This is a genomic window from Acinetobacter pragensis (assembly GCF_001605895.1).
GTDB lineage: Bacteria > Pseudomonadota > Gammaproteobacteria > Pseudomonadales > Moraxellaceae > Acinetobacter > Acinetobacter pragensis.
Genome location: NZ_LUAW01000011.1, coordinates 1 through 22,890, shown reverse-complemented (window position 1 = coordinate 22,890; position 22,890 = coordinate 1). Strand labels below are relative to the sequence as shown.

The window sequence follows — 22,890 nt, the reverse complement described above, 5'->3', positions numbered from 1 at the left end:
CTCGATAAAATTTAATTGCATAATGCCAAGTCTAAAGCATTTTAGAAATTGCATAATGCGCCTTTTTTACAGCAATTCAAAAATGCGCCGTTTTAAGCATTCAGATTTAAAGCATCCAGGGAGTTTTGCCACAGCTTCGCTGCCAGCTGCTGTTCATCCAGATTGAGGCTTTTTGCCAAGCCTTGCAGCACATAAGGCAAATTCACAGGCGTATTGCGGGTACGCTGTTCAGCGCTGTGCTGGCAGCACAGCGGCGTCATATCGGGGCAATCCGTTTCCAGCACCAAATGATCCGCACCAAGCGCCTGCACCACAGCATGCAGTTTTTTTGCATTCGGATTGGTAATCTGACCGGTCACGCCAATTTTAAATCCAAGCTTCGCAAAAGCCTTGGCTTCTTCGACCCCGCCGCTGAATGCATGCGCAATGCCGCCCAAACTGAAACGCTGTTCTTTTAAAGTTTTCAGCGTATCTGCATGCGACTTGCGGATATGCAGCAGCACAGGTTTCTGATATTGCTGCGCCAGCTGCAGCTGGGCGCTAAAAAAGCGCTGCTGCTTAGCTAAGGCATCGGACAGTTTATGCTGCGGCAAAAAAGTATCTAATCCTATTTCACCAATAGCCGCACAGTTTTCTTGCTGCAAAATCTGCTCTAAATCCTGTAAATGGCTGTCTTGATGCTGTTCAATGTAAAATGGATGCAGCCCTGGCGCCAAATAGCTTTGCGGCGCATGCTGCAGGCCATTTAAAAAATGATGGGTTTGAATCAAATCTGCAAAGCGCGCCTGTACAAAACCAATCAGCACCAGCCCTTCTACCCCGGCCTGTTTAGCCGCTTGCGCCAGCGCTTCCCGATCCGGATCAAAATCAGGGACATCAAAATGCGTATGCGTATCAAACAGCGCCGGCAGCTTGCTCATTAGGATGCGGCTTTAGCTTCAGATGCAGGCTGGGTTCCCGCTGCTGGGAAATACTGCGGCTTTAATATCCCTTTCAGCTGCTCATAAGGAATCGTCAAGCGCGGCAAGCCGACGACATAGGGTCCGATTTCATATTCTGCATATTGCAGAATCAAGCCGTCTTTACCTAGGTAATAGTTGTCTGACCGCTTGAACTTCCAAGCCTGTTCATATTCTTGAACGCTGTCCGCCAGTTTTGAATCCATCACCCAAACTTTAAAAGCCTCATGCGCTTTCGCGTCCAGCGCGGCTTTTTGTTTAGGCTCAATAATTTCATCCAGCTTTACCAGCTTCTTGGCTTTAAGATCAAAATTATAATATTGCTGTGCGGATGAGCCATGCGCGCCGCCCAAATAGCTGCTGCTGTTCAATACCACTGTCGCCAGCGGCAATTCAGCATTTAAGATTTTCGGTTTAATCATTAGGCTGATTTTCTGCGCTGAGTTTAAGTCTTTCAGCTCTTTATCCAGCTTAATAAACGCCTGCATATACGGCGCAGTCTGTTTTTCCAGTTTAATCTTAGGGGTTTCCACCTGCGCCAGCTCAGATTTAGCATCTGAGGCCGCGGCCGCTTCACTGCCCGCCGCTTGCATTCTGTCCTGAGCCGGTTCTACAGATAAAATTTGGCCCAGCTGTTTCAAAATTTCATCATCAATAAAGCTGTCGATAAACTGTTGATTGGTATTTAGACGCTCAATCGTAATTTCAGGGCAGCTGTTGCCGTCGCAATTCGGGATGCTTAGGCTGAGTTCTTCCGAATCGCCAATCAATTTCATGCTTTGATCCGGCGCCTCAGCTTTAGGCTTTTCCTGCTCAGGCTGCGGCTCAGCCTTTTGCGGCTGGCAAGCGCTCAGCGCAACTGCAGAGGCCAAAACACTCATCATACAAATATTTTTATGCTTAAACATGAATCTACCTGTTCCTTACTTTGGCTGATCTACTTGAAAATTCAATGCCTTATTCTTAGAACATAAGCCGATATACAGCATCTTTCAAGACCTGCTGTGTTTGTTGTTTTGTTAAGTAAATATCCAGCTGCGCACCATCTTTGACAATTTCATGCGTACGGTAATGCAGCCCTACACCTTCCTGATCAAAAAACCAGTCGGCCTGCCCCCAGTAAAGTTTCTTGGGTGCAGATTGGCGCACAGCAGCATCCTGCTCTTTCAGCCATTTGGCGTAAGCCGCCTGCACAATCCCATTCATTTTGGCCTGCTGCTGCGCATCGACAATATCCAGCAAGGCTAAACTTTTCTGCGTACGGCGGTCTGCAACAAAAAAGTAGTGGCGGTCTTTGACTTTGATATTTTCCTGCGCTGTATCTACGCCGACCTGCAGCAGCACATACTGATTGCGCTGATATGGAATACGGGTATACATGGTCAATGCATAAGGCTGATTGGTTTTGAATTCATCCTGCCAAGCATCGGATTTTTTTACATACGCATTGATGGCCTGCTGCAGGCTCATGCTTTGCTTCTGCTTGATCTGATCTTGCACCACCAGCGCCTGATTGCGCTCAATCCATGTATTCAGCCAAGGATCCGCAGTTTGCACGGTCTGAATATTCAAATCGATACAGTTCTTATTTTCACAAAAAGGCAGCGCCACTTTTGCGGGCTGTTCCTGAATATTCAAATAGGGCAAGACATCTGATTTTTCAGCGTCAAATACCGATGCTTTTTTTTCTGCCTCAGGCTGCTGCGGTTTTTTAGAATCATCACAGGCGCTCAGCAGCAGGCTCATGCCAAGCATTGAAATAATGACCGCGTCCTTGATGATATTCATGATGCTTATAATTGGAGGTTTAAATTGATGTCAATCTATCACAAAACAAAACAGCTTCATGTGAAGCTGTTTTGTTTTTATGTTCGATCGGAGACTTAGTGCTCGCGGGTGTTGCGGAACTGAATATCTGGATAGCGTTCCTGCATCAGCTGCAAGTTCACACGGCTCGGCGCCAGATAAGTCAAATGGCCGCCGCCGTCAACAGACAGCTGATCATGCGCTTTTTTCTTAAATTCGTTGAATTTTTTCTCATCATCGCACGATACCCAGCGCACTGTATTAATGTTTACAGGCTCGTAAACACAGTCAACTTTATATTCTTCTTTCAAGCGGTACGCCACCACTTCAAACTGCAGCACGCCGACTGCACCGACAATCAGATCATTGTTGTGCTGCGGCATAAAGACCTGTGTTGCGCCTTCTTCTGAAAGCTCTTTCAGACCTTTTTGCAGCTGTTTGGATTTCAGCGGATCCTTTAAGCGTACACGGCGGAACATTTCTGGCGCAAAGTGCGGAATACCGGTGAAATGCAGCGTTTCACCCGAAGTAAAGGTATCGCCAATTTGAATTGTGCCATGGTTGTGCAAGCCAATAATGTCGCCCGGCCATGCTTCTTCCAAATGCTGACGGTCACCCGCCAGAAACGTTAATGCATCGCTGATGCGTACATCTTTATCTAAACGCACATGCTTCATTTTCAGGCCTTTTTCATATTTGCCCGAACAGATACGCATAAAGGCAATCCGGTCACGGTGTTTCGGGTCCATATTGGCTTGAATTTTAAAAACAAAACCTGTGAAGCCTTCTTCAGTCGCTTCGACATTGCGCACTTCAGTCGGATGCGCTTTAGGCGGCGGCGCATAATTAGAAAATGCATCCAGCACATGGTCTACCCCAAAGTTGCCTAAGGCTGTACCAAACAGCACAGGCGTTTGACGGCCTGCCAAGAAATCTTCACGGTTCAGCGGCTCATTCGCCATTTGCACCAATTCCAAAGATTCTTCAAAGGCCGCCCATGCCAGCTCGCCGACTTTTTCACGCAAATCTGGATAATCGTAGCCGTCACGCACTTCAATTTCTGTAATGGTTGAACCGAAACCGGCTTTATATACGTAGAATTTTTCTTCAATTAAATTGAATACCCCCGCAAAATCACGGCCTGTACCCAATGGCCAAGTCAATGGCACACATTTAATTTTCAGAACATTTTCAATTTCATCCAAAAGCTCTAAAGGCTCACGGATTTCACGGTCCATTTTGTTCACAAATGAAATGATTGGCGTGTCGCGCATGCGGCAGACTTCCATCAATTTCACAGTACGGTCTTCGACGCCTTTTGCGCCGTCAATCACCATCAAGGCCGAGTCAACGGCTGTCAAAGTCCGGTAAGTATCTTCAGAGAAGTCTTCATGCCCCGGAGTGTCCAGCAGGTTGATCATTTTGTCTTTGAACGGAAACTGCATGACTGACGTGGTGATGGAAATACCGCGCTCTTTTTCCATTTCCATCCAGTCCGAAGTCGCGGCGCGGTCTGACTTGCGGCTTTTCACCATGCCCGCAACCTGAATGGCCTGTCCCCATAACAGCAGTTTTTCTGTCATGGTGGTTTTACCGGCATCGGGGTGGGAAATAATAGCAAAGGTTCTACGAGCCTTTACCTCTCTAGCTAATTGATCTTTAAACATGAGAAAAATCTACAATATGTACACAGTTATGTACACATTTCTAAATATGTACTAAAACTGAAAAAGTGGGAATTCAAAATTGGCGTAATTGTAGCAGATTTAAATAGGATTTTACTGATTGCGGATATGTCTTGATTTATCCACAATTGAAAGTATTTTTATCTTTTTAATCTATATCTTTGCTTCGGACTTTTCGGTTTATCAGGAATGGTACGTTCAATCAAATTTGCTTCTATTGCAGGATTCAAGTAATTCTTTTGGAACGTTGCTCGATGCGTTAATCCAACCAATTGCATCAATTCAGCTAAAGTATAATCTTCTTGCTTCATTACCGAAAGTAAACGCTGAACTTGGTCGCTAACTTGTACGTTAACTTGAGCGGTAACATGACCGCTATCTTGAGCGGTATCAGTTGAACTAAGAATTGCATCTAAAATCATCTGTAAGATGAATTCTATAAATGGAGCTGAATCTGTTCGGTCTGTACTTGCTTGCAAAGCCTCATAGTAGGCTTTTTGATTTTGATAGATCAAACTCTCAACAGGAATATTAGCAAAGATTGGATTCCATCTGCTTAATATTAAAGTTTGCCATAGCCTTCCCATGCGACCATTGCCATCCGCAAATGGATGAATGAATTCAAACTCATAGTGAAATACTGAACTTTGTATAAGAGGATGCACTTCGCTATCATTTAACCAATCAAGTAAGTCAACCATCAGTCGATTAATTTGATTTGTAGGCGGAGCCATATGCACCACTCGATCACCTGACATTACACCGACACCACCATGACGATACTGACCAACTTCATCAATCAAGCCTGTCATTAAAATTTGATGAGCTTGTAGTAAGTCCGACTCTTGACTTGGTTGCCACTGCTGAAAGGCTTCATAGGCTTTAATCGCATTACGCACTTCCTGAACTTCTTTTGGAGGTGCAATTACGGTCTTACCATTTAGAATCGCCGTGATCTGTTCCGTACTTAAAGTGTTCCCTTCAATTGCAAGTGAACCTTGAATAGTACGTATACGATTGGCTTTTCGCAGTTGTAATCTATCCTGAATTTCCTCTAAAACAGTCAAACGCCCTATATTCTCACTAATCTGTGCAATCAGATGAATGATTTTTGAGGTGATGGTATAAGGCGGTTGGTATTTCATTATTTATTCAACTAAGCTTATAGCTTTCAAATTAATTAAAACCTATTTTTAAAATATTCAAATTCAATTGACTGGTTATAAATAAATTATAGAAATATTAGACCTCTTGCGAAAGTATCGTTTACCTAATTTTTGAACTGGCTAAAACCTTATTAAATGTAGCTTTAGGCTGTTTAAATTTTGACTAAAGCAAGAAGTCTATTATCTCTAAATTTTCAAACCAATCTCTTGAAAAAAAGTGTTCATGTCTATACAGCGAATACCAAGATCATTAGCAATATCAGGAACTTTAGGACTTTGTGTTGGTTGGTTTTTATTTAAATTAAAATTCTTAGTTTCACTTGTTACAATTACTAAATTATCTTTTTTTGCTATAGCAACCAACCAGCCATCAGCTATTTTTTCACGTGTCCAACTTTTGTCATTTGTTAAAGCTTTTTCACTATAACAATCATGAGTTGCAATATGTTGAATAACTTCACCCCATAAATCAGCATAATCTTTATATCTACAAGAGGCGCCTGTAAAGTTATCTTCAAGCCATTTTTTAAAACGTTCATCTTGATAATGTTCATTAACTACAATATCTGGAAGTACTACTTGTGAATTGATGATGACTTTAATTTTCTCCCAAAAACTTGGGAAGAAATCAAATTGATAATATCTTTCATAAAAATTGATATAAATATTAGTGTCCAATAAATATTTAGTCATTGCCACCTCTATTCATCAAAATTTTATATCCTTTAAAACCAACACCTACAATATTAAATGCATCTGTATAAGAAATACGATCATGATTTACTGCATTCATTACATATCTGAAAAATCTATTATCGACTCTAAATCTAATATTATTTGTATAACTTCCACCATTAGATTCACTTGGTAAAAAACGCTCAAGGTTTTCCTTTAGGTCTATAGTCCGATTCAGGTATTCTTCACGTGTGATCTTATTTAAGTCTAATAACCTTCTAACAATTACAAATTCACTGACTTTAAATTTTCTAGCTAAAAAATTACTATCAGTTGAATTAAACTCTAAGAAAACCTTTTGGGGAACTAAAATTTCTGCTGTTACTTTATTTATAAACGCTTCAGTTCGATCAAATTGATAATTACCAGTATCTACAATATTAAATATTTCTTCAGTACCTACAAAAATATGCACTAACTCATGTACTAACGTAAAAAGTTGACCAGTCTTAGTATCCTTTTGATTAATAAAAATTATAGGTGCTTTATGATCAAGTAATACAAAACCTCGGAATTCCTTCACACTAAGAGGCCTATGTGTATTGTCTTTCACTTTTCCATTAAAAAAAACAAATACACCTATATCATTAATCTTATCACGTAGATAATTTAATGGATTATCAGCTTGATTCTGAAAAAACAAAGGAATTTCTAGCTTATTACGTATTTTTTGAGCCACCTCTAGAAAGTTGGAATCAATAGAAAATTGACCCACAAAATCTAAATTGTCAGTAATTTCATTCTTCAAAAATTCCTGCTTGACTTCCATTTCTGCAATCGTATCTCTTAACTCTTCACTTGCTTCATCGATTGAATCAGACTCAAGTGTCCTAAAGTCCAATCGTTTGATGTCAATATCAATAGTTTTATTTAGTAATAAGAGACCTGTTGGAACATTTATTTTTTTTGCTATTTCAGATAACTGATTAAAAGTTGGCTGTTTTTCTCCACTTAAAATTTCATCTAAATTATTAATTTTGGTTCTTAAAACACTCAAAGAAATTTGGGCATTTTGAACATAATAATTCAATGTGTTAGTGTCGATACGCATTGACATTACATTCCCTCCTCTATGCCCATTTGACCTTGTCTTATGCTAACATAAATTAACTGTGCAATACTGTCTATAAACATTCATAACAGCACGGCACAATTTGACGTGAAATTTTAAAAAGAACTATTTTGAAGCTTTCTTTTTTGTCCGTGTATAAATATGCTTCGCCAATCGCTTAGCAACTTTTTTACGCAATTCATCCGTACTCATGACCTTATTACAGACTTCCTCATTTCCTGCAAGTCGAACAAGAAACAGATCAATTAACTTTCCAGATAAGTACTCTGTAAAACTGTCTAGAGAATTTGCGTTCACCGCTTGTACTATCTCTTCATTTTCAATAGCTGCTTGCTCAACCTGATCAAAGAACAATTGATCAGCTACCGTAAAATCAGTACCAAATGCCTCATTCAATTCATCAATCAGATGCGATACATTATCTGTAGACTCTGCCTGCCCTGTTCCCACATCCGTTGAACCTTTCAAGGCATTCGCTTCACCATGCCCTAAATCGATACTATTTTCACTTAACTTCTGTAGTCGATAAAATTGAAGTTCAACAATTTTAGATAAATCAACTTCATTTTCTTTAGAGCCTTTAGGCAACTTTTGTAGTAAAGCTTTTAAATACGCATATCGTTGCTCATGCTCTGAATCTGTAAAGTCCATGATTTGCGAGACAAAGAGATATAAATTTAAATAGCTTTGTAATTGGCTTTTAAATAGTTTTTGTTGCTCTTGTTGATGTACAAGATCATCAGGATGAATTTTCTTATATTTATCAACAGCACGGTCAATAATACTATTCAACTGTTTATGTTCATGCCCTGTTAGCTTGCTTCTATCCTTAAACCAAATATTGGCAAACTCATTTAAATCAACTTCAAAGTAAAACTTCCATTGATCCAATGTATGACCAAGCTCATTCAACTTTTGCTCATTTGGAATATCGCCAAGTTTAGTCAACTCGTAAAATGGTTTAAATGCTTTATAAATGTCTTCATGGGTATTCACAAAGTCCAATACAAAAGTATCTTCTTTACCATAAGCACAACGGTTCAGACGAGATAAGGTTTGTACTGCTTGAATTCCCGATAGCTTCTTATCTACAAACATGGTGTGTAGTAAAGGCTGATCAAATCCTGTTTGATATTTTTCAGCAACCAAGAGTACTTGATAATCATCTGTGTCAAATTGATCAGGTAATTCAGTTTCTTTAAAACCGTTCATTTTAGGTTCTGTATATTCAGTACCATCGACCTCTAATTTCCCTGAAAAAGCGACTAAAGACTTAATCCCTGTATATTTTTTTTCTTTAATATATTCATCGAATGCCAGCTTATAGCGTACTGCTTGTTCACGAGAATTCGTTACAACCATTGCTTTGGCACGACCACCAATTCGGTGCATCGTCACTGTTCTAAAATGCTCGACAATAATTTCTACTTTCTGAGCGATCACGCTTGGATGCATGGAAACAAAACGAGCCATTAAGGCTTTGGTTTTATTTTTTGCAAGTTCTGGATCATTGTCAGCGATTTTGATTAATTTAAAGTACTGTTCATAAGTCGTGTAGTTTGCCAATACATCTAAAATGAAGCCTTCCTGAATTGCCTGTTTCATACTGTAATGATGAAACGGAGCTTCGCCGTTATCACCCGCTTCATCAAAGCAAGCGAGTGTTTTCCATTTTGGTGTAGCGGTAAAGGCAAAGAAACTTAAATTAGGCTGGCGACTACGCTTTGACGCTTCTGCAAATAAATGCTTTTTCACATCATCTGTGAGTTCACTTTCATCCTCATCGCCATCATCTAAAAACTCTTGAGCAATTGCAGATTCAATCCCATCTTTATTGAGAATTTTGCGCAATTCCATTGCCGTTTCGCCACTTTGTGAACTGTGGGCTTCATCGACAATAACAGCGAAATTCTTACCTTCTGTACTCAAATCAACCTTAATTCCTTTTTTCGCTTGGGTACGAATAGATTGCATGATGTATGGAAATTTTTGAATTGTAGTAATAATGATCGGTACATTCGAAGCTAAGGCATTAGTAAGCTGTAGCGTATTCTCATCAATCTTTTGTACCACACCATCTTTATGCTCAAACTGTGCAATGGTTTCTTGTAACTGTCGATCAAGTACAATACGGTCAGTAATCACAATAATGGAATTAAAAATTTTTTGATTGTCCGCATTGTGCATCGATGCCAATTGATGTGCGAGCCAAGCAATGGTATTTGATTTGCCTGAACCTGCTGAGTGCTGAATTAAGTAGTTATGACCTGAACCATTGGCTTTACTGTGTTTTGTGAGTTTACGCACAGCATCTAATTGATGGTAACGTGGGAAAATCACGGTTTCTTTTTCGATATATCGAAAACCAGTTTCAGTTCTAATTTTTTTGGTTTCTACACTCAAATGCATGTATCGAGCAAAGATTTCCATAAAGCTATGACGAGCTAAAGTTTCAGTCCACAGATAATGCGTGCGCACATCACCTTCTACAGGTGGATTACCTTTACCGTTTAAATAACCTTTGTTGAAAGGTAGAAAAAACGTATTTTCCCCATCCAACTTCGTGGTCATATAGACATCGCAGGTATCTACTGCAAAATGAACCAAGGTGCGCTTTTTAAAGTCAAATAAACGTCCTTTGGCATTCCGATCTTTTTTAAATTGAATTTTGGCATCTTCCACATTCCAGCCTGATGCTGAAAACTCATTTTTAAGTTCAAGCGTGATCAATGGAATACCATTTAACGAAAGCACCATATCTGGAATTTCATTAAATTCCGTATGGAGCTGACGTGTACATTTAAGTACGTTTGCATCATATTGTTCTTGAGTGGTTTTATTGATGCTGGTATTGGGTGCAAAGTAAGCCATTTTAATTTTTTTACCAAAGCATCTAAAGCCTTGGCGTAAAACCGATAGAGCACCTTCGGTATCTAAGGCATGTGCTAAATCATTGACAATACGATTTGCTGTTTCTTCTTGGCATGAACTATAAATTCTGTCCCAAGTTTTTGGTTGCGTTTCCTGAATAAAGGCAACGATATCTCTGGGGAATAAAGCAAGTCTTGGATCATAGTCTTTAGGGTTGCCTTTTACATAGCCTCCATCTGTTGTTAAGCTGTGTTCTATAGCTTGTTCAAAATAATATTCGCTATGCATGACATTTCCCCAAAAAAATATGACCCAATGATTTTTTAGTTTACTTTAAGATTTCGAACATCGATCTTCCCTGTCACCACTTGGGTGATTAAGGTTGAGCGATATTCCTTTAACTTATTTTTTAAGACAATAGCTTTATTTTTCAACTCTTCTATACCTCGTAGCTCTGTTTCAATAAAATCAGCAATTTGATTTTGCTCTTCGATTTCAGGAAGTAAGATTTTTAATCGACCAATAACTTCTGCAGATATCCCAGGTTGAGCAGCAGTTGTTGAGTATTGATTCAAATTCATTGCCATTAATAGAAATCCTAACCATTTGTAATTTAGGTCTATCAATGGATTAACTACAACTGCATGCTCCGTTGCAAAAAAATAACCTGAGGCAAAGTTAATGTTTCCACACAAAGCACCTTGACGACCAATTAGCACATAATTACCTTGATGGGTATATCTATCAATATATCCTCTAAAACCATTTCCACCATAAACTGGATAATCACCATCTGCTACAAAATCTAATGCAGTAATACTATCCCCACTGATTAATCTGACAATGAAATGTAATGCTATTAATTTCCAATGCTTTGGAATTTTCCCAAAAAAAACATCTCTGCTGTCTTTCAACTCTACATCAGGATTTAAACCCTTAGTCACTGCATGAGAAATCAAAGCCACACGTTGTTCAGCCAATTTCTCCAATAAAATTTCTTGCTTAGAAATTAAAGCATCAACTTGGGCAAGACGTTTATCTAAAAAATCTGCAATGATTTTTTGTTCATCTAAGCTTGGGTAAACTATTCTAAATGAAGAAATTTCATCCCAACTTGCTCGAGGCATTTTAGAACCAAAAGTTGTTCCATTAACTTCATTAATGAAATCTTGCGATAAACAGTAATAACTTAAAAACTTTGGATAAATTACTTCAGAAGATCTAAACACCAAAGCTTCGGTAGATGATAAACCTTCTTCTTGAGCTAAAAAAACTTTAGCTAAATATGGTCTTAACTTACCAAATAGTACATCATCCTTTTGGAATCTATGACCTATCCCCTCACTTTCAAGCTCTACTGAATCAAGTAATTTACCTGTAAATGATTCAATATTTTCTAAACCAAAATATCTAAGATCAGATTCTTTGGCATCAATTTTATCCCCGACATTAGCGACTACAAATTTCATGCGTTTAACATCCCAATGGCTAGGGATTTCCCCTAACCATTGCACGCCACTATCCTTATAACTTTCGTAACGTGGTAACTGACTCATGCAGACAAACCTCCTAACATCTGCATGATCTCCTGCTCAAGCTGAACAATCTCAGACTTAATTTCCTCCAAAGGACGTGGTGGCTCATAGACATAGAAATGACGGTTAATTGGAATTTCATAACCCACTTTGGTTTTACTATAATCAATCCACGCATCAGCCACGTGCGGTAAAACTTCCGCTTTTAAATAAGCTTCACAGTGCGCTGTAACCAATGGTAACAACTCAGATAAGTCAGGCTCTTTGTCATAATTTACAGGTAAAGGTAAAGTCAGATGTTCAGGGAATGAAACAAGCTCTGTATCACGCAATTGCGTATCTGGCTCAATATTCCCTTTACTGTCTTTGCAGACATCCGCAGTCTGATCACGTTCAGACAATGCTTCCAAAATCGCTTTCTTCACAGGTGCGCCAAGCTTAAAGCTTAATCCCTTCAAAATTGGATCAAGGACTTTTAAAAATTCATCACGATTCTTCCAAACCTGATCAGAAATTTTTGCTGTAAGTGCCTTTTTAATCGCTTCCTGTTGTAAACGACCTGTTTGCTCTTCCTTCGAAATTTCAGCAGTATCTTTTACTTTCTTACTCTTTGCCAAGTTTTCAAATGCAGATTGCTGATCTAACAAGGCAATACGTTCAGCAGAAATCATAAAGTTCAAACGCAATGGACGTTCTACAGTCAGCTTCAAATAACCAAAATCTTGATTATTAAAAATCTTCGAACACACCTTCGCTTCACCAGCTTTGGTTTGAATCATTGCACTGGTGTCTTGATCTTTAAATTTCGAATAGAACTTCGTCAGTTCAGCAATATGGTCTTTAGATAACTCATGACGCTTGTTACCTAAGCTTTTCGCCATTTTCTGATAATGCGCCGTACCATCTATCAACTGCACTTTGCCTTTACGCTGTTCAGATTTTTTGTTCGAAATAATCCAAACATAAGTATAGATACCCGTGTTATAGAACATCTGATCAGGCAAAGCGATAATCGCTTCAAGCCAGTCATTTTCGATAATCCAACGACGAATATTACTTTCACCACTGCCTGCATCACCTGTGAATAATGGCGAACCATTAAATACCACAGCAATACGTGAGCCTTCCCCACCATTTTCAGGCGAAGGCTTCATTTTAGAAATCATGTGTTGAGCGAACAATAATGATCCATCATTGATACGTGGTAAGCCTGCACCAAAGCGACCTGAAAAGCCTTGCTTCTCTTCCTCATCAATAAATTCTTTTTGGTTTTTCCATTCCACACCAAAAGGAGGATTTGAGAACATATAGTGAAAGTCTTTATCTGCATGACCATCACGAGGAACATAACCATCTTTTTCCTTGGCATTTTTCACACCAAGCGTATCGCCATACACAATGTTTTCAGCAGGTTCATCTTTAATCAACAAGTCAGAACAACAGATGGCGTATGACTCAGGGTTATACTCTTGTCCATACATATCAAGGCTAATCTTGTCATTGTATTTTTTGAGAAACTTTTCAGACTCAGACAACATCCCGCCCGTACCTGCCGTAGGGTCGTAAATACTACGGTGTACACCTGCTTTAACAAGTTCGTCCTGATCTTCTTCAAAGATCAAATTAACCATCAGTTCAATCACTTCACGAGGCGTAAAGTGATCCCCAGCTTCTTCATTGGCTTGTTCATTAAACTTACGTACTAACTCTTCAAATAGGTAGCCCATTTGTAAGTTACTTACACTACTAGGCGCAAGGCTTAAACCTGATTCAACCAAACCATTACGAAACTCTTGAAAGACTTTATATAAACGGTTTGCATCATCAAGTTTTTCAATTTCTTTAGCAAATTCAAACTTGGCAAAGATATCCTTCGCTTTAGGTGAGAAACCATCAATGTATTTTGTTAAATTTGCCGTAAATTGATCTGGATCATCTAGCAGTTTTTGTAGATTAAAACCACTGATGTTATAAAGATTTTGCTTACGATCTTTATCCGCAATTTGGCTCAACTGCTTTTGTAAAAAGACATTTGGGGTTTTATCTTGCAAATTCGCCACAGCTTTTTCATAGCATGCTTTCATCTCATCTGCATACGGTGCAAGAATCGCATCAAAACGCCCTAATACAATTAACGGCAACATCACACGACGATACTGCGGTGGACGATAAGGTCCACGAATAATATTGGCAATACTCCAAACTAATCCTACAATTTTGCCATGTTGTGAGTGTTGATTTACTTCATTTGTCATTTTCATTTCTCCAATTCAAAAATTCGGTTTATTGCGCCACTTTGGCTTGCACTAAAATTTGTTCGCTCTTCGCTTGATTGTATTCAGCTCTTAAAGCTGTCAATTGTTTGAATATTAAAGCTTCATTGTGTGCTTCTTCGGCAAGTCGAAGAATCTCTTCTTGTTGAAACATAGAGGGAATAACTATTTCAGCTTCTTTTAAGGTCGAAATACTGAGCATCATGAGCAATGATCCTCGACTATTCATTTCAAAATAAGATCGCATTGCTTGTGAATGATTAAAGTACCAAGCTAAAAATTCTGGCTTTAGGCTATCTACTTTGAGATTCACTACAATAAATTGATTACTTACTACAACTTGATCTGATTCATTACCTTTGAATACATAGGCTTTTGGCTCTCCACGAGCGACCACAATAATCGAGTTATATTTCAAATATTGAGGTCTTGAGTCGTAAGCCCATTCAAGTTCTGACCATTGATTTTCTGAAATAACTACTTGATCTTTGGATAAATCTTTAATTTGAATTGCTTTTACATCAAAAGTCACTGCTGGTTTCTCAAGGGGGCGTTGTGTAAACCCTGTATAAATCTCAGCAATATTTTTTAATTTAGTCTCCATAGTCCTTCCTTTAATAAACTTGGAGTACTTCGTTATTTTTCAGATATAATCTGTTTAACAAAGTCTCCTGTGATAGTGGATTTTGTTTTGAAAAGTTATCTGATCGCCAAATCCTAACTTTTCAAATCACGCAGTAGAACTCGTACTGAGTTTTTACTGCGTGAAGTTACTATACGATGCTTCCTTTGTTAAAGCAAATATATTTTGCACTTTTTATCGTACTGCAAAATATAATTATTTAATTTTCTAACTCTTCGTGATATTTTTTATAACCAATATACCCCTTTAATGACCATCTTTTCATCGCAAACTTAATGTAACGCTCTTCCTGTTCATCAATAATTTCACTATAAAAATCAGAATAATAATTAATAGTTTTCTTGACATCACTCACAGTGTTAAAGGTTTTCCGAACACTTTTACCTGCTAGTCGTACATGATATAAATCTGTTGGAGCTTCTTGTTCAAACCCGTCAAGATATCGATCTGCTTTAACCCATGCATCATCATTAGTACCTTGAATATTTAAACGGAGTTCAAGTAAGACGAAATTTCCAAGTCTTCTTTTTTGATAACGATCAACTTCTCTACAATTTTGTCCCTCAAAATTTCTATTCTCTGTCGCCCACAAATGCTCTACCGACAAATAATCATTGGTTTTACCAGATGATCTACTCTTTAAAATCTTATCTATATTAATAGTCTTATTAGGTTGTAAAGAAGATTCATAGTTCATTAAGAAGTAGCGAAGTCCTCTCCACCCATAAAAATCAAAAGAACTCTTACCATCCAAATAAAATGAGGCTTCGAACCAACCATCATGCGCAAGATTTTGAGTAAAACTAACCAGTAAATATTCCAATGCTTGGTCATCATTTGTTAGTGTTGTTTTTCCAACTACTCTATTCTCCTCTGCAATAAAACTGTTTAACAAACTCCCATAGTAGTACCTACTCGCATACTGGTATAAGTCACCCTGACCTGTATCTTTTCTAAATGTCATGCCGTTAGCGATATAAACTCTAAAATTTAACGTTTCTAATAATTGTAAATGCCGTTCAAGCATCTCACCCTTACCTTTATTTTTGAGTACCAATGCTAAAAACAAGGGCATAATTGAAGCATGAACATTCTGAGCACGAATGTTTTCAATTAGTGGTTGAATAGCTTTATCAAGCCCAACATAATTAGGGGCATAAAGATGTTCGTACCATTTTGCAGATAATTTTAAAAATTGAATAAAATCTTGTAGTTTGGTTATTGTTTGATTTTTCTTTTCACTGGACTGCAAACATTGATCTATTTTTATTCTTTCCTTAAGAACATCATACCCATACTGGCTATCCGTTTTATTCATTTTAAAAAATACAACCAAACAATATCTTAAAAATGAACTCTCTTCATTTGGTGATGTTTTTTTCGCTTTATTTAGTGATTGTAAAATATCAGACCAATGTTCAGTAATATCATCCCGCAATGAAAAAGCAGATAGCTTAATTGAACAATAAATTAAATAGTTTTTGACTTTTTCCAATTCACTGAGTTGTTTACCTCGATTGTTAATCACTTCAAACATGATACCAGTTTCAGCATCTTCAACTGGCGAATAAACTAAAAACCCTAAACGCTCTTCTAAAACATTTAAAATCTGCGTAATAAGAACTCCTGAAGAAGTTTTTTGAGTCAACCATTTATGGATCAAATCATGAGCATTCAATAGTCGTTCGTGTGACTCTAATGTAATAGGGCAATTTTCTAAATTACGATCAGATAAAATAACTTTCTCAAAAAATTTATTAGTATCTAAATTCAACTTCAAAACAAACTGATCATTACCAATATCACCACGCTTTAAATATTTGGTGCCAATACTCTCTTTGTCCTCTCTATCAGCAAATAGAGAAATACATTTTAAAAAAATAACCAAGGTAGTTAACCGCTGTTGACCATCTACAATATGATATTGATTAGACTGATCTTTATTCAGTGATAAAACAAGTGTACCTGTATAGTGCCTAACGGCTGAAGTATCTAAAAGAAGATGATCAATATCTTTCAATAATTCATCAATCTGCTTTTCATCCCATGCATACCCTCGCTGATAGTCTGGGATACAAAAAAAATTCCCCTCAAAAATCTCTGGTAATGTCCGAAGCTGATGTACAAAGTTATTTTTCATTAGGTGCCCAATAAATGATTTTTTGATTATGAACTAGAGTGACCAATTATATTTCAAATTCATTTATAACAATCTCAATTTAATCAATTTATTAAAAATAAGGGGCTTGCACCCCTTGCTATCCAGTAACCCTCAATTCACCGCCCTCACACTCCCCTGCAAGCCCTTCTGCATATCCTGCACAAAACCCTCACCTTGATTCGGCTTAGACATTGCCTTGGTTCTCGCTGTGGTTACAGACTGTGCTTGTTCAACGTCTCCCTTTTGATTTTCATCACTATAAAACTCCTCCACTAAATCCAACCCTTCTTCGCTGTTGACTTCAAACTGTGCATTGGCAAAACCCTGCCTTGCTGTATGATCTAACGCTGATTGATTAAAGCCGCTCTGCTTACTCTGTTGATCAATGTCTTTCGCCATCTGAATCGCTTGTTGAAGATTAACTCCCTCCCTGAGTGTCAAATCTACGTAATACACAGGAGTTCGATAACTTTGCGTGGTGGACTTACCTCTTAGGGTCAGTTGAAACGGTAGACATGACAGCAATCCATTCGATGCTGCATGGTAATAATTTAGCCGTGCTGCCAAAGTGCGGATACTGTTAAAACCTGTGGTTCTAAAAATGAATGTACCGAGTTCATCACTTTCATCCAAATTGACATGTAAACGTCCATAGGGCTTGCAGTTTCCTCCTTGTGCCAATGAGCATAAATCAGGGGATGGACAAGGATGTTGCTCTACGCCTTGATTAGTTAAACGTTGGCAAGTTTCACCATTACCGACACAGATAGGTCGCCCAGTCTGTCGGTCAAACAAAGTATACTCAGCTCTAAGATTCAAATCAGGATCATTGAAGATCATCCTTACTGGAATGGTACGGAGTTTTTGATTCGGTGCTTTACTGCGTAATTGCTCATCAAGCGGATGTTTGATCCACCCCTCTTTGCTTTGGATTTGACTGGTAATGGTAAATTGGTCGTCCTTTTCAGGCAGTCGTTTACCGTTCTTTTCAACAACTTTACCAATACTGATACGTCCAAGGATCGGTGGTGTGATTGCTAAACCTTTAATCATGATAATTTTCCTCTAAATAAAATTTTACTGTTGACCCTTTGTTATGTAAGCAAATACAAAACCGTTTAAAGATCAGATGAAATGCAAAGACCGCCATTGTTGGCCTACCGCTCCTTCGGGAGTCGGTAGGTCGGGGGTGGTTTTTTGCGCTTTTTTGAAGACTGGAAATATCGACGTGATGAATTCAGTCATTGGTATAGATCTGAAAGCGTCGTGTTCCTGCTTTGTTTTGCGGAAACTGCTCAAGCATTTCTGGGTGAAGTTTGAGTAAGGCTTTGCTGTCTAAACTGATTGAATCTTTGGATTTCTTCCACGTCACCGAACCATTCGCAAAGGTTGCTCGTTCAGCATCCTTCATCAACATCTGGATTTGATGCTTAGTTTCATCAAAGTTATTTTGATGCTGCTCAATGTGATGCTTTTCTTTAATCAGTTGAGCAAACAATTGATTGGCATGTTCGTTATGACTCAAGTCTTCAACAGTCAACGGAATATGTTGTGGATAAAGCTGCTGTATGGCTTTGGCTGCCGACTCACTGGCATCTGCATCAGGTGGTATATCTTTTTCCACACAATCCCAGAAGTAATGTTCCGCATTGATGATATGTTTGATCACGGATTCGGAGCGCGTCACTTTGAAGATTTTGGTTTCATGACCACAAATCAGCACACAAACATGTGCTGCTCGTTTGCCTGTCACTGCTAATTGATGTTGTACCTGACACAAGACATATAAAGGCACACCCTCTCGCCAAAGTTTTGCGCCGTACTCTCCTGCTGTTTTGCATTCCAGAATTTGAACTTCATCACTACCCACAACGGAGTAATCCAGATTGGCAAGCATAAAATGCTTATCAGGATCTGGATGCTGAAGCACTGCATTGATTCTGCGTACCTTGTTATTGGTATGCATGCTGTAGTACTCAGCCACCAATGGCTCTAGTTGCTTGCCCCAATAGAGTGGAGAGACACCTGAACTTTCATCTTCAATCGATTGTTTGACTCGCCCTGTCTTGATCATCCAAAGTTCGAGCATCGACATATAGGGATTCAATCCACAGGCTGCTGCACAATCACTACTGCCAATACCTTGGCGACGGACTTCAAGCCAGTCAGATTGAGTCATATTTTTAGTATTGACCAAGCGTTTTGCTGTAAACAGTTTTGGGGCATTAAAGGGTTTGCTGGCTTGTTGAATGGATGGGTTTAATATTGCTGTATTCATAGCTTGCTTCCTCATTTTATATGGATGGTGGCAAATAAAGGGCATAAAAAAACCACAGCCGAAGCTATGGTTTTAATAATTTTTAAAATTCTAAATTCCATTTAAAAATGCATAGTAAGGTCTAACTTTCCATGATTGAAAAATGTATATTTCGCACTATGCAAGCATGTTAAGAGCCTGCTCCAATCCTCGTTGCTTGATCGCTGCTCCTGCACCAAACCAAGCTGAATCGAGTCGATGATCTGTACTCATGGCACGTCGTTCATGATCAATAAATTCTGTAATTGAACACAGTAATCCATAGGCTGTTCCTTTAGCAGAACTCAACTCTGCACCACGTCCCTGACCATTAAACATGTCCATTGCTTTTGTCATCGCCTTGGCATTAGGTTCAGCTTTTTCCTTGGTATTTGCATGTGCCGCCTGAGTCGCAACATCACGGTAGAACTGAATAATATTGTCCTCCTGATCTGCCACACTCATGCTGGTGTTGTTGAACACTGCATCAAAGAAAGCTGCTGCTTCTCCTTGGGTGACTCTACGCTGACAGAGTTGCTTCATTTCGTACATGTGTTCATCCCATGCACGTACTGAAATGCCCAATTGCTGTTTGACCTTATCTGCATCAAACTTGGTGCTATGCGGAACCTTCACTACACCTGCACTGCTGTTCTGACCACGTAAAGCAATCGCCAAAGTGTTGTTGCAGACGACACGAATGGAAGTAAATTGTGCTGTTGTCGCCAGTGTTCCATCACATGCAGTTGCAAGAAGAATATAGCCATTACTAACATCCTTTCCTTTAAGTGCAGTAGATTGACCTGTACGTGCCAGCGCCCAGAATTTCTTGCCACCTTTAAGCACGCCTGCGGTTTCCAATTCAAAGCCTGATTGTTCAGTTAGATCACGATAGAACTCTAAGATCTCACGAGGTTGTACTTCCTGAAAACGTTGACTGACCACTGACAAAGGTGCATGGGTATCAGAACGGTACAGTACACGCTGTTCTTCATACGGCATGATGATGCTTTGTCCACGTTCATTCTGTGCCATATAACTGACATTAGATGACTCTATACGCCAGTCCATGCCTGCCTGCTGTGCCCAGACCTCAATCGGTTGGTTTTGACTTAGTTGATTTCCTAGTCCATGCCAAGGGGTTTCACCGACATAAGCCATTTGTTCAAGTTGATGTGCCATGGTTGTATTCCTTTTAATTTGAAATTTGATTCTGTGTTAATACCAACGATCTTTAGTGCAGAAGATGCGTTGGAAATTTTTGGTAGCAGTTATGACAGAAGCACAAACTTTGCTGTGGAGGTGTGCTTTGTTCTGTAAAAGAATTAAACAAACCACCAAGTACAGTTCCTGCAATTCCTCCAACGATGGGAGGTAAATTCAAAGACTTCGCAACGGTTGTGCCTAAGGCCCCTAAAGCTGCGGGTGATGCAAGATTTGATAATGTTGAATTTGCTTGTTGCGCATTCGCTTCAACAATCATGATATCGGTTGAATGACAAAAGGGACAATTCAAGCTCATGACTTGACTCCTAAATTTTGGGCATAAAAAAGCCTGCACGATGGCAGGCTTAATATTCATTTCTCATGTGTACTCAAAGAGCTTCATGATTCTCATTAGGATGTTATGTATCTGAAATAATTTGGAATACTATTCAGTGTAATCAGCTAATTGCATTTTTTTGATGTTTTCCCGCCAACTGCTTTGCTGTTATTTTATTTAACAAAATCTATATTACTCCCATGCCGAAGAGGAGTTAATTATGGCTTATTTATATCAATGTGCAGGATGTTATACAACACTTTATGGAGATGCCTTACCAGAAGGTGAGCATTACAATTATATCGTCAATGGAGAACTTTGCTCTTCATGTCAAGCAGAGCAAGACAATGATTATTATGACGATGATGATTGATATGAAGTTTTCGAATAACAAAGACATTCATCAATTCATTACGAAGCTTCTCAAGCAAAAGTCTATTCAGTTAGCTAAAGGGAAAAAGCACAACTTTTTAATGATCAATAATAGAAAGTTAGCCATTCCATCTACTCCGAGTGATTTTAGAAGTTTTCAACAATTTAAACATGATGTAAATCGATTTTTAAGAAGAAACTAATATGCAAACTCCAACATTACAATTCCCTACTGGTACAGCTCTTCTCAGAGAAATGGCAAATCATTTTGGTTTAAAGAACTATACTGGTCTAGCAAAGCAAGTGGATGAATATACAGATAATATTCACTATCCGCATTATTTTGAAGAGAGCTTTATCAAAGCACTTTTTACTACCAAATATTTCTCAGCAAAAACTCAAAGCAAAATGATTCATGCATTCAAGCAAGCGATGCAGGAATTTTATAGTTTCCAATTATTGTTCAGCCTGAATGGTGATGCTCATCAAAAGACCACAGATGACTTTCTGAACTTAATGATCTCAGTAAAATTTGTTCCTATCTTGAAACATCATTTGGTTTCACTTGGGTATGTGAGCAAAAAGCAAAAAACTCATTTTTTGCGTGAGCTTCTTAAGCAGAATTTTAATGCTAAGAAATTGGATAAAGAGCTCCAAGATCGATTCCGAGTATGGGGTAATTTAGATGAGCTGCCTGATCCCCAAAACCTACAACTTATTGTTAAAGATCATATCCATTTTACCAAGCAGATCGATACTCTCTCTGCTCTTTTAACAGCTCGAGCTTTAGACAGCCTTTATAAAAATGGCGTGACTGAGAAGGAAATATCAGATCAAGAGTTTGCTCCTTTTATTCAGCAACACCTCAATACTGAAAATGAATCCGCATATATACATTTATCTTTAAATGAGTTTATTTTCTCATCTTTATTACAGATCCCCAAAGACAATATTATTTTAGAGGAATACAAAGGTAATGCAGAAGGCACATTAGCACTATTAAATAAACGTATTCAGGGACTGTCTGACCAACTTCGCTTTAGTCTCACCAATATTGATTTATTTATGGATTCAATCAACCAAAACCTAGAGTTTGAAAGCCTTCGCTTTAGTGGTCATTGGGCTAAAGCACGTTATTGCCTATTTACTGGCAAGCTAGATGATGCAATTCAGAATTATCTAGAATGTGTGGAATGTTGTATGCGTTACGATGGACGTAACCTAGAACAAGTTTTGACTGAAGCCTTCACCGCTTGTTCTCTACTTCAAACTCCTAAAAATGACATACTTAGAAAATTCGCCAATATCGCCATTCGTTATCATCTACGTTTATCTAAAGTTGATTTAGATTTCGATAATCTTCCGCAAAAGTTTAAATTGGAAAATGTGTTCGAGACATGGGAACTTATTGCTTTTAGAGCAAGTACATATGAAGTCTTCGACGAAGAATTATTCCTTATGGAAGAATGTGATTTCCTAAAAAATATCCCGAAACAAAAATTTCTAATGTTGAAAGACAATATAAGAATTGACCTGACTCGACCAAACAAAGTTATCAAAGTCGATAGCCAAAATACTGTAAAAATGCCTCAATTGTTACATGCAATTCAGGTACGTGATGTTAAAGCAGTTAAAGCTTTACTTGATGCAGGTGCAGATGTTAATCAAATGAGTATCAACAACAATTCTGCTCTTACCATGTGCTTAAATGATAATATTCTTGAATTAACTGCTGAGCAAAGACAGATCTTATCCATGCTCTTGGAGCATACT

At 38.5% G+C, this 22,890-nt stretch carries 18 protein-coding genes; 2 read left to right on the top strand and 16 right to left on the bottom strand.

Annotation, left to right across the window (positions count from 1 at the left end; all coding sequences use genetic code 11):
- Positions 1 to 92: 92 nt before the first annotated feature.
- The 16 genes from AZH43_RS02460 to AZH43_RS18015 form a co-directional block, all read right to left on the bottom strand.
- Positions 93 to 920, bottom strand: coding sequence for a TatD family hydrolase (locus AZH43_RS02460; RefSeq protein WP_067666284.1), 828 nt, complete (start codon positions 918 to 920; stop codon positions 93 to 95).
- Positions 920 to 1,867: an RsiV family protein gene (locus AZH43_RS02455; RefSeq protein WP_067666282.1), complete on the bottom strand. Its 948-nt coding sequence runs from the start codon at positions 1,865 to 1,867 to the stop codon at positions 920 to 922. Before AZH43_RS02455 ends, AZH43_RS02460 begins: the two co-directional genes overlap by 1 nt.
- A gap of 55 nt (positions 1,868 to 1,922) precedes the next feature.
- Positions 1,923 to 2,747 (bottom strand): hypothetical protein, encoded by an 825-nt coding sequence (locus tag AZH43_RS02450; RefSeq protein WP_067666281.1) that lies wholly within the window; start codon positions 2,745 to 2,747, stop codon positions 1,923 to 1,925.
- 95 nt (positions 2,748 to 2,842) lie between these two features.
- Positions 2,843 to 4,432, bottom strand: coding sequence for a peptide chain release factor 3 (locus AZH43_RS02445; RefSeq protein WP_067666278.1), 1,590 nt, complete (start codon positions 4,430 to 4,432; stop codon positions 2,843 to 2,845).
- A gap of 158 nt (positions 4,433 to 4,590) precedes the next feature.
- Complete coding sequence (locus AZH43_RS02440) at positions 4,591 to 5,595, bottom strand: Fic family protein (RefSeq protein ID WP_067666276.1); 1,005 nt, start codon at positions 5,593 to 5,595, stop codon at positions 4,591 to 4,593.
- Between the two features lie 207 nt (positions 5,596 to 5,802).
- Positions 5,803 to 6,309, bottom strand: coding sequence for a DUF4411 family protein (locus tag AZH43_RS02435; protein ID WP_067666274.1), 507 nt, complete (start codon positions 6,307 to 6,309; stop codon positions 5,803 to 5,805).
- The gene (locus tag AZH43_RS02430) at positions 6,302 to 7,408 is read right to left on the bottom strand and encodes an ImmA/IrrE family metallo-endopeptidase (RefSeq protein WP_067666271.1); all 1,107 of its coding nucleotides are present in this window, start codon (positions 7,406 to 7,408) and stop codon (positions 6,302 to 6,304) included. Before AZH43_RS02430 ends, AZH43_RS02435 begins: the two co-directional genes overlap by 8 nt.
- Positions 7,409 to 7,528: 120 nt before the next feature.
- Complete coding sequence (locus AZH43_RS02425; RefSeq protein WP_067666269.1) at positions 7,529 to 10,582, bottom strand: type I restriction endonuclease subunit R; 3,054 nt, start codon at positions 10,580 to 10,582, stop codon at positions 7,529 to 7,531.
- A gap of 35 nt (positions 10,583 to 10,617) precedes the next feature.
- On the bottom strand, positions 10,618 to 11,850 hold the full coding sequence (locus AZH43_RS02420; RefSeq protein ID WP_067666267.1) for a restriction endonuclease subunit S: 1,233 nt from the start codon (positions 11,848 to 11,850) through the stop codon (positions 10,618 to 10,620).
- On the bottom strand, positions 11,847 to 14,084 hold the full coding sequence (locus AZH43_RS02415; RefSeq protein WP_067666264.1) for a type I restriction-modification system subunit M: 2,238 nt from the start codon (positions 14,082 to 14,084) through the stop codon (positions 11,847 to 11,849). Before AZH43_RS02415 ends, AZH43_RS02420 begins: the two co-directional genes overlap by 4 nt.
- Positions 14,085 to 14,112: 28 nt before the next feature.
- A complete protein-coding gene (locus tag AZH43_RS02410; RefSeq protein ID WP_067666262.1) occupies positions 14,113 to 14,706 on the bottom strand; it encodes a restriction endonuclease subunit S in 594 nt (197 codons plus the stop codon).
- 238 nt (positions 14,707 to 14,944) lie between these two features.
- The gene (locus AZH43_RS02405; RefSeq protein WP_067666260.1) at positions 14,945 to 16,885 is read right to left on the bottom strand and encodes a DUF262 domain-containing protein; all 1,941 of its coding nucleotides are present in this window, start codon (positions 16,883 to 16,885) and stop codon (positions 14,945 to 14,947) included.
- Between the two features lie 132 nt (positions 16,886 to 17,017).
- On the bottom strand, positions 17,018 to 17,959 hold the full coding sequence (locus tag AZH43_RS02400) for a recombination directionality factor (protein ID WP_067666258.1): 942 nt from the start codon (positions 17,957 to 17,959) through the stop codon (positions 17,018 to 17,020).
- 184 nt (positions 17,960 to 18,143) lie between these two features.
- Positions 18,144 to 19,184 (bottom strand): YqaJ viral recombinase family nuclease, encoded by a 1,041-nt coding sequence (locus AZH43_RS02395; protein WP_067666256.1) that lies wholly within the window; start codon positions 19,182 to 19,184, stop codon positions 18,144 to 18,146.
- Positions 19,185 to 19,340: 156 nt separating this feature from the next.
- A complete protein-coding gene (locus AZH43_RS02390) occupies positions 19,341 to 20,384 on the bottom strand; it encodes a DUF932 domain-containing protein (RefSeq protein ID WP_067666254.1) in 1,044 nt (347 codons plus the stop codon).
- 52 nt (positions 20,385 to 20,436) lie between these two features.
- A complete protein-coding gene (locus AZH43_RS18015; protein ID WP_016654406.1) occupies positions 20,437 to 20,724 on the bottom strand; it encodes a hypothetical protein in 288 nt (95 codons plus the stop codon).
- Between the two features lie 241 nt (positions 20,725 to 20,965).
- Between AZH43_RS18015 and AZH43_RS18635 the strand changes: the two genes are divergently transcribed.
- Entirely contained in the window at positions 20,966 to 21,118 is a 153-nt protein-coding gene (locus tag AZH43_RS18635) for a hypothetical protein (RefSeq protein WP_162840074.1), read from the top strand.
- A 203-nt stretch (positions 21,119 to 21,321) separates the two neighbouring features.
- Positions 21,322 to 22,890, top strand: a 1,569-nt coding sequence (locus tag AZH43_RS02375; protein WP_067666250.1) for a hypothetical protein, incomplete at its 3' end; no start/stop codon positions are given.